The sequence below is a fragment of the Paenibacillus sp. FSL M8-0228 genome, from assembly GCF_038007385.1.
In the GTDB taxonomy this organism is placed as follows: Bacteria; Bacillota; Bacilli; order Paenibacillales; family Paenibacillaceae; genus Paenibacillus; species Paenibacillus polymyxa_D.
The window spans coordinates 3,603,233-3,616,858 of the sequence record NZ_JBBOXA010000001.1 but is presented as its reverse complement, the minus strand read 5'-3'; the positions used below and the strand labels follow the sequence as shown (position 1 = coordinate 3,616,858).

Below are 13,626 nucleotides of genomic sequence, written 5' to 3'. Positions count from 1 at the left end.
AAAGTAGTATTTTGTCGTATCATGGTTCTAATTAGTTGATCTAGGATTCGGTTGAAAATTTATTGGCAATGGAGAGAAGGAATGTGACGGTAACGATCTATGATGTAGCTCGCGAAGCTGGTGTCTCAATGGCCACAGTGTCCCGCGTAGTTAACAATAATCCTAATGTGAAACCTCAGACCCGCAAGAAAGTGTACGAAGCGATTGAACAATTGGGATATCGCCCAAATGCGGTCGCTAGAGGTCTGGCCAGCAAGAAGACAACGACCGTCGGCGTGGTTATACCGGATATATCGAACTCAATTTTTGCAGAAATTGCACGCGGTATTGAGGATATAGCGAATATGTATCACTATAATATTATTTTGTGTAATGCCGACAAGCGAAAAGAAAAAGAGATTCGTGTCATCAACACATTGCTTGAAAAGCAAGTGGATGGTCTTCTGTTCATGGGTGGTACAGTAACGGACGAGCATATTCAGGCGTTCCATACAGCTGCGGTCCCTATCGTTCTATGTGCAACGAGTGATGAAAAAGGAAGCTATCCTTCGGTCGATATTGACCATGAAGCGGCTGCTTTTGATGCAGTAAACACGTTGATCCGCCATGGACACCGTCAAATCGCAATGATCAGTGGTACGCTTCAAGACCCTGCAAACGGCTATGCACGTTTCCAAGGTTACAAGAGAGCATTGGAAGCAGCCGGAATTGATTATCAGGAGGATCTGGTGCGAATCGGGAACTACCGTTATGAATCTGGTGTTGAAGCCATGAAATATTTTCTCGGCCTGAAGAAGAAGCCAAGTGCGATTTTTGCTGCAACGGATGAAATGGCAATTGGTGCGATCCATAGTATTCAGGATGAGGGATTGAAAGTTCCTGATGATTTTTCGGTAATCAGTGTTGATAATATTCGTATGGCCTCTATGGTTCGTCCTCAGCTGACAACCGTCGCGCAACCGATGTACGATTTGGGTGCGGTAGCGATGCGTTTGCTGACCAAGCTGATGAAAAAGGAAAACGTGGAGAACCCTCGCGTTATTTTGCCGCATGAAACTATTTTGCGGTTGTCAGTTAATTATTTAGACTAGACGCAGTGCTGAATAGGATATACCTTCGATGAAAGCTCCTTTGATGGAGCTTTTTTCGTGGATATAAAGCTTCTTCTGGACATCATCATCAAACTAAGAATAGAGGGATGCGTAATGAGCCGACTTTATGGATTAATGGGTGCTATGGATGAAGAGATTGAATTGCTGCTGGCAGCGATGACGGAAGCGAGTAAGACGGTCAAGGCTGGAATCACTTACACTACAGGAATCATTCACGGGCAAAGAGTCGTCGTCTGTAAATCCGGTGTAGGCAAGGTTAATGCTGCGGTAACAACACAAATCCTGATTGATCATTTTGGTGTAGAACAGATTATATTCACGGGAGTGGCAGGGGCGGTTCATCCTGATTTAAACATTGGGGATATTGTCATCTCATCAACATGTATGCAGCATGATATGGATGTAACGCCTTTGGGTTATGCCAGAGGGGTCATTCCTTATCAGGACACCTCAGAGTTTGTGGCTGATCCCGAGCTTGTAAGTCTAGCTGAGCAAGCCTGCAAATCGTTTGGCGATCGGTATATTGTCGGCAAGGTACTTTCTGGCGATCAATTTGTTGCAAATCGTGAGTTAGTGACTGCATTGCATCAGGAAATGGAAGGCGCTTGTACCGAAATGGAGGGTGCAGCTGTGGCTCAGACAGCTCATATGAACGCTGTGCCTTATGTTGTACTACGATCTATGTCAGATAAGGCTGATGGATCGGCCCACGTTAATTATGCTGAATTTACGGTAGAAGCTTCACATCGTTCGCATCGTATTGTGGAGTTCATGCTCAAGCATTTGGGCTAATGGTATAATTTTTTTAATACATGAATCTTCGGACAAATCGGATATGGTCAAACTGCTCTTGTGATGCGAGGGGCACATCCTTTCCCATTCGTACCATCAGACAGTTAGCAGGATGTGAGCATATTTCAGGATCATCCGTGGCGTACCAGACCATATCTACAGTTTTCATTAGACGCTCCATCATGCGGCGGTATTCCCATACGGAGAGACCGCTGCCTTTTAAATCCCAATGCCAATAGTATTCGGTCGTAAAAATAATATAGGATTCAAGCTGTCCATCCTCAAAGGCAATCCGAATCATTCGGCTACCCAGGCCTAGACCACGATAGTCATCGGCTACCTCAACAGCTCCGAGTTCCAATAAATCCTTCATGCCAGCTTCCGACCAGCGCTCCATCTCATCTGGGTAATGAAAAGTAACATATCCCAAAAGGGTTTCCCCGTTGTGGGCAATGATAATTCTGCCTTCTGGCAGTTCCGAAATATCCACCAACGCGTCGAATTGCTCCCTTGGTTTGCGAAAGGCATCTAATTGCTTGTGCATTTGAAATGAACGCAGTTGATCCGCGGATACGGGGCCTTCTACATAGATTGTTTGTCCGTTATGATCCAGCGTATCCGAGTGGTACAGTTTTAAATGCTGCATACGTACGCCCTCCTTGTTCGCCATGAGCTCGTTCCTCATATCCCATACTTATAGCAAAAAAACAATTAAATGAAAAGGATGGTCGTCACATCGTGACCTATGATATACTGTTTTAGACATAAAATGTTCACAATTTAAATCAACCAGTAAACCAAAGGAATCTATCTGCTTTATTGATTTTTGTAAGCGTTATCTTGTCCTGCGTGTTTCTCATTAATCCATTGTGAGGAGGCTGAACGCATGAAGATTGAAGAACTCCAGACTGTAGTTCCCACATCCAACATGGGCCCGTATGAACAAGCTTACAACAACTTTCAGTGGGAGGATGCAGAGCGTCATTTTACGTGGTATGAAACAGGCAAGGTAAATATGGCACATGAAGCCATTGATCGACATGTACAGGAAGGACGGGGTGAGAAAGCGGCACTATTGTATTGTGACGCAAACCGTCATGAAACCTACACCTTCTCTCAGCTTCGTGCTAGCTCTAACAGGTTCGGAAATGTGCTGCGCAAATACGGTATTGGTAAAGGGGAGCGGGTGTTTATTTTCATGCCACGTTCACCTGAGCTGGTTATTAGTTTACTTGGTGTTCTAAAGGTAGGGGCTGTTGTCGGTCCATTGTTTGAGGCGTTTATGGAAACTGCGGTTAAGGATCGATTGGAGGATAGTGGGGCAGTGGCATTAGTGACCACACCTGCGCTTCTGTCACGGGTAAAACGTGAGGAGCTTCCTGAGCTACGGCATATTTTTGTGGTTGGTGATATGGATGAACGCGAGCAGGGAATTATCGATTTTGAGACAGAAATGCTTACGTCCTCAGAGGAACTTGAGCCTGAATGGTTGGGTCGTGAAGATGGATTAATTATTCACTATACATCAGGCTCAACAGGCAAACCCAAAGGTGTATATCATGTACAAAATGCAATGATTCAGCATTACTATACTGGCAAAATGGTGCTGGATTTGCGGGAAGATGATGTGTATTGGTGTACTGCTGATCCTGGCTGGGTCACGGGAACGTCATACGGTATTTTTGCTCCATGGCTAAATGGAGCGACGAATGTCATTCGTGGGGGGCGTTTCAGCCCGGAAGACTGGTACCGTACGATTGAGCGTCACGAAGTGACCATATGGTATAGTGCTCCTACAGCGTTTCGGATGCTGATGAGCGCAGGGGAGCAGGTTGTTTCCAAATATGATCTCAGCAGTCTGCGGCATGTATTATCCGTTGGGGAACCGCTGAATCCCGAAGTGGTGCGATGGGGATGGCAAGTATATACACAGCGCATTCATGATACTTGGTGGATGACGGAAACAGGAGCACAGCTGATCTGTAATTACCCTGAGCTGCCGATTAAGCCGGGTTCGATGGGAAAGCCACTCCCAGGTATTCAAGCTGCTATTTTGGACGACAGAGGGCAGGTGTTGCCTCCTAACCGGATGGGTCACTTGGCGATCCGTACACCATGGCCATCCATGATGAATCGTATATGGAACAATCCGAACAAGTTTCAGGAATATTTCCGCTTTCCCGGTTGGTATGTATCGGGTGATTCGGCTTACATGGATGAGGAAGGATATTTCTGGTTTCAGGGTAGGATTGATGATGTCATTAACTCCTCTGGAGAGCGAATCGGCCCTTTTGAGGTGGAAAGCAAGCTTCTGGAGCATCCTGCTGTAGCGGAAGCCGGAGTCATTGGAAAACCAGATACCGTGCGGGGAGAGATTATCAAAGCTTTTGTTGCACTGCGTGAAGGCTATGCACCGTCTGAAGCTTTACAGCAGGACATCTATCGCTTCGTTAAGGAAGGGCTGTCTGCCCATGCTGCTCCACGCGAAATTGAATTTAAGGAAAAGTTACCCAAAACCCGCTCTGGTAAAATTATGAGACGCGTGTTGAAAGCCTGGGAGCTTAACCTTCCTACAGGTGACTTATCTACCATAGAGGATTGAAGTACTGTGTATATTAGAATTAAAAAAAGGAGTCTTCAAAGCCTTAATGGCTAAGGGGACTCCTATCACTTTCTACTCTTGTCTTCAGTTATGGACGGACGGCTCCGGAAGGAGCCGATTCCCCCATGGCATTCATGGAAGTGACACGAAACCAGCCTTTTGGCTTTTTCCTCGACTTATATTCAAAGCTGGTAGATGCGGTAGAGCCTATATTTGTAAAAGGCTCTGCACCGCTTTCGCTGTAATACACGTTATAGCCTGTAATAGCATCCGCCGACTTACCTGCGCTCCATTGGAGCGCTACGGATGAGCCTGCGGCTTTAGCTTGAGGCTGTCCAGGGGCAGTAGGGACTTCTGTAGGCTGCGCACCTGTTCCATCTCCCTCGCCCGGAACGTCTGGAGACTCAGAATCTGCAGGTGGCACTACAGGTGTTGCGCTTGCTTTCGTGCTTGGACCGGACTCATGGCCGCCCACATCAACGGCGGTCACGTAGTAGCTAGAGCTGCTGCCCCCAGGGCTGTCAGAGAACACCTTGGAGCCGTCAGCCATAACGACCTTGCCAAGCCGTTGGAAGCTACCCCCATCTGTAGAACGATACAGACGGTATCCTACGACATCGCTGTTTCCGCTTGGGCTAAAGCTGATTATGGCTTTACCATTACTATAGCTTACGTTGACGCTAGATGGAGCGTTAGGAGCTGCTCCATCGTCCTTGCGTGGATCAATCTGAGTAGGAGCTTCCTTATCTGCATCCTGAGGCAGATAGTAGGACAACGAATTATGTCGTCTCATCACCTTAAAGGCTTGCTGAAGCTCTTTAATCAATTCTGAGATTGACTTTTCCCGTTTCCTAACGGTCCGTTCATATAACATATCATCCGGTGTACCATCGCGTGGAATATAATTCACACCTTGGTAGGTAATATATTTCGCACGACTCACACCATTTTCACTGTTTTTAGGTGGATACTTACTGTTATAAATGTCCGAACCATACGCGGATGCTGTACGGCTTACAATGCCGTCAGGTCTCTTGAAGCTGTCCGTTTGGAACAGCTGAGCATCTTTAGCTGTTACTTCATTCATGATTAGAGCCCATAAGCGGCGAGCCCGCTCTTTTTGGACTTTCGTTTCAAGCTTATTGACAGGTTGCTTGTAACCAACCCATACACCCAGTGTGACGTCAGGCGTAAAGCCCTCGAACCAAACATCAGTGTAGGATTGCGTAGTGCCTGTCTTGCCGGCAATCGGAATCTTGCCGGATTGATCAAAGTTCCGCTTCACCAGTCTGCCTGTGCCCTCTGACACAGCTGTACGCAACATATCTGTCATCAGGTAGGCGGTTTGCGGTGAGAAGGCCTGCACAGGATTAGGCTGATGCTTGTATATAATATTGCCTTGCGAATCCACAATCTTTTCGATCATATAGGCGTCATTAAACACACCGCCATTTGGAATGGCTCCATATGCATTCGTAAGCTCCTCGACGGTCACCCCATGGGCCAAGCCGCCAAGTACACCCGTTTGGGCGTTGTTATCACTGGATTCCAAGGTGGTGATGCCCAGCTTCTTGGCAAAAGCCCAGGCTTTGCTGATCCCTACTTTTTCGTTAAACAGCTTGAGTGCTATCGTATTGAGCGATTGATTCAGTGCATAACGCGCCGTGACCAATCCTTGATAGCGGTTGTTAGAATTTTTCGGAATGTGATACCCATTACTGCCATCTTTCAAAATAATAGGGGCATCATCCACGATACTACCAGGCTGCACAAGACCGCTGTCCAATGCAGGGAGATAGGCAGCAATCGGTTTCATTGCCGAACCCGGCTGACGAACCATCTGGGTGGCATAATTCATCTGCTCCTTTTGGAAGTCCCGACCTTCCATCATTCCAAGAATGGCGCCTGTTTTATGCTGAATCAGAATAGCCGCTGCTTGTTCGTCACCCTTGGTTTTACTAGTGGCAGAGAAGTTATTCTTATTTTCTGCAATTTGACGCATAGATTTGTATACGCTCTTATCAATGGTGGTGTACACCATATAACCGCCTGTGCGAAGCTGCTGTTCAGCTTCTTTGAGCAAATCATTATCGTCCTTGGTTTTGGCATCTGCACTGGCATTAGCTGCTTGACCCGGATTGGTGACAGACATGAGTGCCTGCGCAGCTTGTCGTTCTGTTTCTATCATAAGATATGGATAGGTGTTATAAGCCTTAACAGTACGTGGTGCGAGAGATTTTTTGATATCAAAAGCCATCGCTTCATCATACTGTGCTTTATTGATTTTGTTCTCCTCCAGCATTCGACTGAGCACCAGGTGCTGGCGGTTGATGGCTCTTTTAAAGCCAGCTTCATTAAACTCACCCTTACCGTTGTAAGCAGAATAGGAAGAAGGAAGCTGTGGCAAACCTGCCAGATAGGCAGCCTGGGCTATATTAAGCTCGTTCAGATCATTCTCATTAAAGATACCTTTGGCCGCTGCTTTAATGCCAAAGACGTTGTAACCGCTTGAACCGTTACCAAAAGGTACTTTATTAAGATAGGCCGTAATAATTTGTTGCTTGCTTAGGAAGCGCTCAAGGCGCAGAGACAGCAAAATTTCTTTGACCTTGCGATCATCCGTGCGATCGAGATTTAAAAAGACACGACGCGCAAGCTGCTGGGTGAGGGTACTACCCCCGGTTTGTACGGATTCATGCAGCGCCTTTTGCTTCACAGCACGCAGTGTTCCCGATAGATCGACACCTTTATGCTCGTAAAAATGATTATCTTCAATGGCAATGACTGCGTCAATGACGAGTTGTGGAATCTCCTTAAACGTGACAGGTCTTCGATCTTCTTCTGTCCGGAGTTGTCCGATGGGAGAGCCATCATTGAAATAAGCGAAGCCTGTAATTGCATTCTTATCTACTTCCTGTAGGATCATGGATCTGGAACGCACGGGTTCGCTTTTTACAATAGAAGCAACATAGCCGGCGGCCGCCCCTCCTGCAAATAGTGCCCCCATAAAACCGATGATGACGACCCACTTTATGACACGGCCGAGCCTTCGCATGGTTGTCCGCAAGCGGGAAGGCTTTGGCTCTGATACATTGTTTTTTTCTTCAACCATTAAGTCTTCCTCCTTTATAACAGCCATTATTATAGCATAAAATTACAAAATGAACCCATATGCTAAAAAGCCTGTCTTTTGGTGTCGTTGACTACATAAAAGCAGTGTGTTATAAATAGGTCAAAGTAAATATCGTGAAAAGCAGAGAAAGACTTCAGTAGAAGGCGGATTCACGTTGTACAGAGAGCCGATGGGTGGTGTGAATCGGTAGCGTCCCTCCTTTGAATTACCGTCTGGAGCTGTCTGGATGAATGGAAAGCTTTTGCAGGTTTGCGAAGCACCATAGTAATCCAGTACCGGGTGTAGGCCCGTTATAGGAATGAAGTGAAAGAAATGTCTGTCTTTGACATGCGTTTCTTTAATTAGGGTGGTAACGCGAGTAGCTCCTTCTCGTCCCTTGGGATGAAAGGGGCTTTTTGGTTTGTCTAATATGTAATATTTTGGATGAAAAATAGGGGGTATACAGGATGAAGTGGGAAGAATTGAAGCCGGAGCAACAGGTAGAGGTAGAACGACAGCTAGAGGTGATACAGCGGGGTGTAGCGGAAATTGTACCGGAGGATGAGCTGAAGCGTAAGGTGATCAAATCGGTCGTTAGCGGCGAGCCGCTCAAAATTAAGCTGGGCCTTGATCCATCTGCTCCCGACATTCACATCGGACATACGGTTGTTATGCACAAACTGCGCCAGTTCCAGGAATTAGGCCATCAAGTACAACTGATTATCGGAGATTTTACAGGCAGAATTGGTGATCCGACAGGTAAATCGGAGACTCGTAAGCAACTGACTGAGGAAGATGTACAGCGCAATGCCCAAACATACAAGGAACAAATTTTTAAAATTCTCGATCCTGAAAAAACAAAGGTATTTTACAATTCCGAATGGTTAGGGCCAATGTCTTTTGCTGATGTAGTAACCCTGTCGGCCAAAGTAACGGTTGCCCGTATGTTGGAACGGGATGATTTTACAAAAAGGTACCAAAACGGATTGCCGATCAGCATCCATGAGTTCTTTTACCCGCTGATGCAGGGCATGGATTCCGTGGCTCTCCAAAGCGATATTGAATTAGGGGGAACGGATCAGAAGTTTAATCTTCTGATGGGTAGAACCCTGCAAAAAGAATACGGAGTTGAGCCACAGGCTACTATTACTTTACCATTGCTTGAAGGGCTGGATGGAGTTCAGAAGATGAGTAAAAGCTTGGGGAACTACATTGGTGTTGATGAGGAGCCGAACGAAATATACGGAAAATCCATGTCCGTTCCTGATGAGCTGATGCTGAAATATTTTGAGCTTGCAACGGATATCAACAACGAGGAGTTGGCAGAGCTGGCGAAAGGTGTTAAGGACGGCTCAGTGCATCCACGTGATGCCAAAATGAAGCTGGCTGGAACGTTAGTGCGCATGTACCATGGTGAAGAAGCAGAGGAAGCAGCGAAGCAGCATTTTGTGACCGTATTCCAGCAGCGCGCGCTGCCTGACGATATTGAAGAGTTCACCTTGACGGCTGATCAGTTAGAAGAAGGTGGCATTCGTGTGATCCAGTTGCTGACTCATCTGGGCTTTGCAGCATCTAACGGTGAAGCCAAGCGCAGTATTCAGCAGGGTTCGGTCAAAATTAACGAAGAGAAATGGACCGATGTGAACGAAGCATACACGCCGAAGGAAGGCGACATTGTGCAGGTAGGTAAACGGAAATTTGCTAAAATCAAGCTTGGATAATGAAAATATATTCAAAAGCAGCGCTGAGATTGTCTCGATCTCAGCGTTGCTTTTTTATTTCTGCCAAGTGAAAAGTCATGGTAAACTTAGCACAAATAATCAAACATGTAGGTGAAGAGTTATACATAATGAAAACGTGGGTTGCACAATTTGGGTGTAGGATCGATAATCAGAACAATTACGAGTGTGGGGAAGGATTATATGGACTATTTTAAACGAATTCAGTGTGCGATTGAGTTTATTGAATTGAATCTCCGGGAGGATCTAAAAATTGCCGATATTGCTTCACAGGCATGCTTTTCAGCTTTTCATTTCCAGCGGGTTTTTCAGGCCATTTCGGGTTTTACGGTTCAACAGTATATAAGAAGGAGAAGATTGTCCGAGGCGGCTGAACAGCTAAAACAATCCAATCAAAAAGTGTTGGACATTGCTATTGAGTTTCAGTACAACTCGCAAGAAGCCTTTACCCGCGCTTTTGAAAAGAATTTTGGGATCACCCCTGGGAAATATCGTAACAGTGATATTGAGCTTCCTGGACAAAGCAAAATTAATTTTCTGGATTATCAAAAAAATACGAAGGGGGATTTGGATGTGAACAAGCCAGTGATATTGCAGCTCGAAACGACCAAAATTATAGGGTATGAATATAAAACAAATCTGAATAATGAGCAGCACTATAAAGAAATTCCAGGATTTTATGGGCACTTTGGAGCCAATGAATATTTTATGTGTATCCCGAACAAGATCGCACCGGGAATGTCATATGGGGTTGCCTGTCGATTTGAAGACAATGGTGCATTTTCATTTGTGGTGGGCGAGGCAGTTGAAAAAGAGTCAAATGAACTGGCAGAGGGTTTCATATATATGGAGATTCCAGCAGGGAAGTATGCTGAGTTTGACGCTTCGGGTTCAGATGGACGGGTTCAGAATATACGAGACTTTATCTATGGCACATGGCTTCCTAATTCTAATTTTGAACGGAGGGAGGGACCAGATTTTGAAATTACGGACGTGATGAATTCCTCCTATCCAGATCATTTGAGCATGAAAGTATACATCCCCATTGAATAAAACTCTCAGGCTCGATCATAAGGAATATAAAAAAAGCACCCGAATAAATTCGGGTGCTTTTTGGTGCTAATGCAGGGATTAGCGGTTGTAGAATTCGACGATTTGTTTTTCATCGATATCTTGGGACAATTCGCCACGCTCAGGCAAACGAATGAATTTACCTTCCAGAGCTGCGTCATTGTACTCCAAGTAAGCTACCAAGTGGTTGCGGTTTTCCAAAGCTTCTTTGATGGAAGACAGGGAACGACTTCTTTCACGAAGACCGATCACGTCGCCAGGGCTTACTTGGTAAGAAGCGATGTCAACTTTTTTACCGTTCACAGTAACGTGACCGTGAGCTACCAATTGACGTGCGCCTGCACGGGAATTAGCAAAGCCAAGACGGAATACAAGGTTGTCCAGGCGGCTTTCCAGCAAGAACATAAAGTTTTCACCAGCGATACCGTGCATGTGTTGAGCTTTGTTGAACAGGGTACGGAATTGTTTTTCACCCAAGCCGTACATGTGACGCAACTTTTGTTTCTCTTGAAGCTGCATACCGTAGTTGCTGATTTTTCTCCGTTGGTTTGCACCATGTTGTCCCGGAGGGAAAGGGCGTTTCAATTCTTTACCTGTGCCGCTCAGGGAAATACCGAGACGACGGCTCAATTTAAATTTAGGACCAGTGTAACGTGCCATTATAGAGTTAACTCCTTCATAATTAAAATTTGAGTTGGGGCTCTCTTTGCGCTCCAATTTGTTCGGCGCTACCTATTAAGGTGAGACGCACTACTGACAGAAAAGTTCAGCCGCTGTCCTGTCAGCAACAAAAAAGATGAGGGTGACACAAACTGTTACGCCCAAAATTTAAGATCCGCACAGTAGATAGTTCTGCCGTACAGTCTTTTTCAATAATATATACTACATGTAAGAGTAGGACAATGTCAAGAAGAGAAAAAGAATGAAAACGTCAAATTTTGTCGATAGGGCTTTAGAACTAAAAAAGTGGGACGAATTTCTGGAAAATGGATGCAAATTTCTAGAGTTGGGAGTAAAATAGATCATATTATGAGCTATAGTGGTGTATAGCCGCTGTCTTGGTACAGCTAATTTTGCTGTGAAGGAGCGCCTTAATATGTCGGAATTTTCAACAACGGATCAGCAAATGCTTGACAGTAAAACGGTCCAGGCTAGCGGTGCTCCGCTGTTTGATGATAAAGGATATACTTCTTTTGCCTGGCTCCAGAACATGGATATGACACCCTATGATTTCCCCTATATTAACCAGCTGCTTGTTCAAGGATATCGGAGTTGGTTACAACAGGGCAATGGTATATCCTGGATTAACGAAGAATATACTGCTGTTTTTAATTTTATAGGTGTTCGTGTTGCTGGTAAAAAAGAAGATGATGACGAGGATTTGGATTTGGTCGAACGTTGTTGCATATCTAGAGAGATGGAAGTGAGCCAGCGCAAACTTCGTGATGGAAGCCTTTCGTTTGTGTATATGGTTCCCATACTATGCCGTAATTACAAGAGCGAGCCCTTTGCCGCTCTTCGTTTTACACGGCCTGCTCAACATTCTGTCCCAAATCTGGACACATTGTTATCAGCTGCTTTACATTTTAAATCCTGCTTTTACACGAAGTTTGAGTACATATTTATGGAAGATGTCCTTGGGATGCGGAATCGAAGCGATCGTGAAGGTAGACGCCGTTCTATTTTATTTCAGATTGTAAAACGGATGCATGACAAAATTGACGTAGAAGGCGTGCTGGATGAGGTATTCGGGAGCATCGCCTATTTGTTTCCCCATGTAGATATCACCTTGTATATGAGTCAGGATCGACATAGTCGCAATCCGCAGGTCAAACCTTTACTGCTGCATGAACGGGACGAAGATGTATGCGTCCGTGCATTTATGAAAGGGCAAATGGCTGTGAATGAGCCTGTCGGTACACAAGATGAAATAACTGAAATCGGCATCCCATTACGTGGTAAGCAGGGCGTATACGGTGTTTTCCATATGATTCTTCCATCGGGCGCGGATAGTATGAAAAAAGTGGATGTAGAGCTGATTGCCATGATGGCGGATACGGCTGGCACCGCATTTGAAAATGCAAAGCTGCTTGAGCAATCGAATGTACTTATCCATGAATTGCGTCTCATTAATGAACTGGTTCAGCGCTTGAATCAGAGCCTGAAGTTAAATGAAATATTTGAATTTGCCGTGCAGGAGTTATTAAAAATGTTCATGGCGGACTTTTGTTGTATTGTACAGCTTGACCAGGATGGAAACTGTTTTAAGGTCATGTCGAGTAATGTGGAAAGCTTAAGACTGGAAAGTTACCCTCTTGAAGATGGATTTGCTGGACTAATACGCTTAACAGGGGAACCAGTGATTGTGTCGGACTATAGAAAGGATGGGAAGATATCCTCTCATTTTATGGATGCGACGCACTCCCAGTCTTTGATGGCTGTACCTATGAAGACCAGCGGTACTCCTAAAGGGGTTATACTATTGTCCAGCAAGCTTCCGCACTTTTTCTCTTACGATAATTACAAAATGTTGCAAATGCTAGCCCCTCATATCGGGTTGGCGGTAACCAATGCTATGCTGCACGCTGAGGTGCGGCGGTTGGCTAATATGGATATGTTAACAGGTCTGTATGTACGTCATTATGTGGACCAAATCATTCAGCAACATCAGGAAAAGGATTTCTGTGGATCTCTTATTTTGGTAGATATTGATCAATTCAAACAGGTGAATGATACGCATGGGCATCAGACGGGTGACGAAATTTTGAAAAGCGTCAGCAATATCGTTCGTTCGGCGACTCGCGATGAGGATGTATGTGCGAGATGGGGCGGCGAGGAGCTTGCCATTTATTTACCGCAGCTGGGGGTACAGCAAGCGCTCGGATATGCAGAAAAAATACGTTACCGCGTACAGCATGAAACTGAGCCTCAGGTGACTGTTTCTTGCGGGATTGCTGAATGGAACTGGCTGGACGAGCAGATCAGTATTGAATCTTTATTTTATAGGGCTGATATGGCCTTGTACGAAGCAAAAAATGAAGGACGCAATCGAATAGTTGTTGATCATGTAGCCAATGTGTAGAGAATATTCCTAGGGAATGTTCTCTTTTTGTCTTGTATAACCCATTGCGGACAGGTAATCCTAAACGTAGCTATATCGTGTGTATGATTGAACTATAGGGATAACACGATGAAGTG

At 45.2% G+C, this 13,626-nt stretch carries 9 protein-coding genes and 1 other annotated feature; of the genes, 6 read left to right on the top strand and 3 right to left on the bottom strand.

What is annotated here, in order from left to right:
* Positions 1-83 precede the first annotated feature (83 nt).
* Both ccpA and MKY98_RS16095 read left to right on the top strand, forming a co-directional pair.
* Positions 84-1,091, top strand: coding sequence for a catabolite control protein A (gene ccpA / locus MKY98_RS16100; RefSeq protein ID WP_029517652.1), 1,008 nt, complete (start codon positions 84-86; stop codon positions 1,089-1,091).
* A 114-nt stretch (positions 1,092-1,205) separates the two neighbouring features.
* Positions 1,206-1,904, top strand: a complete 699-nt coding sequence (locus tag MKY98_RS16095; RefSeq protein WP_069010577.1) for a 5'-methylthioadenosine/adenosylhomocysteine nucleosidase — start codon at positions 1,206-1,208, stop codon at positions 1,902-1,904.
* Between the two features lie 13 nt (positions 1,905-1,917).
* Here the strand turns inward: MKY98_RS16095 and MKY98_RS16090 are convergent, their stop codons facing one another.
* Entirely contained in the window at positions 1,918-2,550 is a 633-nt protein-coding gene (locus MKY98_RS16090) for a GNAT family N-acetyltransferase (RefSeq protein ID WP_069010578.1), read from the bottom strand.
* A gap of 240 nt (positions 2,551-2,790) precedes the next feature.
* On the opposite strand from MKY98_RS16090, the gene acsA reads away from it, so the two are divergent.
* Positions 2,791-4,506 carry an acetate--CoA ligase gene (gene acsA, locus MKY98_RS16085; RefSeq protein ID WP_069010579.1) on the top strand — a complete coding sequence of 572 codons (1,716 nt, stop codon included), beginning with the start codon at positions 2,791-2,793 and terminating at the stop codon, positions 4,504-4,506.
* Between the two features lie 88 nt (positions 4,507-4,594).
* On the opposite strand, the gene MKY98_RS16080 is transcribed toward acsA, so the two are convergent.
* Positions 4,595-7,618 carry a penicillin-binding protein 1A gene (locus tag MKY98_RS16080; RefSeq protein WP_069010580.1) on the bottom strand — a complete coding sequence of 1,008 codons (3,024 nt, stop codon included), beginning with the start codon at positions 7,616-7,618 and terminating at the stop codon, positions 4,595-4,597.
* 135 nt (positions 7,619-7,753) lie between these two features.
* Positions 7,754-8,019 (top strand) — a binding site (T-box leader).
* A 66-nt stretch (positions 8,020-8,085) separates the two neighbouring features.
* On the opposite strand from MKY98_RS16080, the gene tyrS reads away from it, so the two are divergent.
* Both tyrS and MKY98_RS16070 read left to right on the top strand, forming a co-directional pair.
* Positions 8,086-9,339: a tyrosine--tRNA ligase gene (gene tyrS / locus MKY98_RS16075; protein WP_013310921.1), complete on the top strand. Its 1,254-nt coding sequence runs from the start codon at positions 8,086-8,088 to the stop codon at positions 9,337-9,339.
* Positions 9,340-9,540: 201 nt separating this feature from the next.
* Complete coding sequence (locus tag MKY98_RS16070; protein WP_029517647.1) at positions 9,541-10,410, top strand: AraC family transcriptional regulator; 870 nt, start codon at positions 9,541-9,543, stop codon at positions 10,408-10,410.
* 78 nt (positions 10,411-10,488) lie between these two features.
* Here the strand turns inward: MKY98_RS16070 and rpsD are convergent, their stop codons facing one another.
* Positions 10,489-11,088 carry a 30S ribosomal protein S4 gene (rpsD, locus tag MKY98_RS16065; RefSeq protein WP_013310919.1) on the bottom strand — a complete coding sequence of 200 codons (600 nt, stop codon included), beginning with the start codon at positions 11,086-11,088 and terminating at the stop codon, positions 10,489-10,491.
* 436 nt (positions 11,089-11,524) lie between these two features.
* Between rpsD and MKY98_RS16060 the strand changes: the two genes are divergently transcribed.
* On the top strand, positions 11,525-13,510 hold the full coding sequence (locus tag MKY98_RS16060) for a sensor domain-containing diguanylate cyclase (RefSeq protein WP_029517646.1): 1,986 nt from the start codon (positions 11,525-11,527) through the stop codon (positions 13,508-13,510).
* The last annotated feature ends 116 nt before the right edge of the window (positions 13,511-13,626 follow it).

What these genes read in the sequence shown, in the direction of transcription:
- MKY98_RS16095 (WP_069010577.1), top strand. Translation starts at nt 1,206, where the DNA reads ATGAGCCGACTTTATGGATTAATGGGTGCTATGGATGAAGAGATTGAA.
- MKY98_RS16090 (WP_069010578.1), bottom strand. Translation starts at nt 2,550, where the DNA reads ATGCAGCATTTAAAACTGTACCACTCGGATACGCTGGATCATAACGGA.
- acsA (WP_069010579.1), top strand. Translation starts at nt 2,791, where the DNA reads ATGAAGATTGAAGAACTCCAGACTGTAGTTCCCACATCCAACATGGGC.
- MKY98_RS16080 (WP_069010580.1), bottom strand. Translation starts at nt 7,618, where the DNA reads ATGGTTGAAGAAAAAAACAATGTATCAGAGCCAAAGCCTTCCCGCTTG.
- tyrS (WP_013310921.1), top strand. Translation starts at nt 8,086, where the DNA reads ATGAAGTGGGAAGAATTGAAGCCGGAGCAACAGGTAGAGGTAGAACGA.
- MKY98_RS16070 (WP_029517647.1), top strand. Translation starts at nt 9,541, where the DNA reads ATGGACTATTTTAAACGAATTCAGTGTGCGATTGAGTTTATTGAATTG.
- rpsD (WP_013310919.1), bottom strand. Translation starts at nt 11,088, where the DNA reads ATGGCACGTTACACTGGTCCTAAATTTAAATTGAGCCGTCGTCTCGGT.
- MKY98_RS16060 (WP_029517646.1), top strand. Translation starts at nt 11,525, where the DNA reads ATGTCGGAATTTTCAACAACGGATCAGCAAATGCTTGACAGTAAAACG.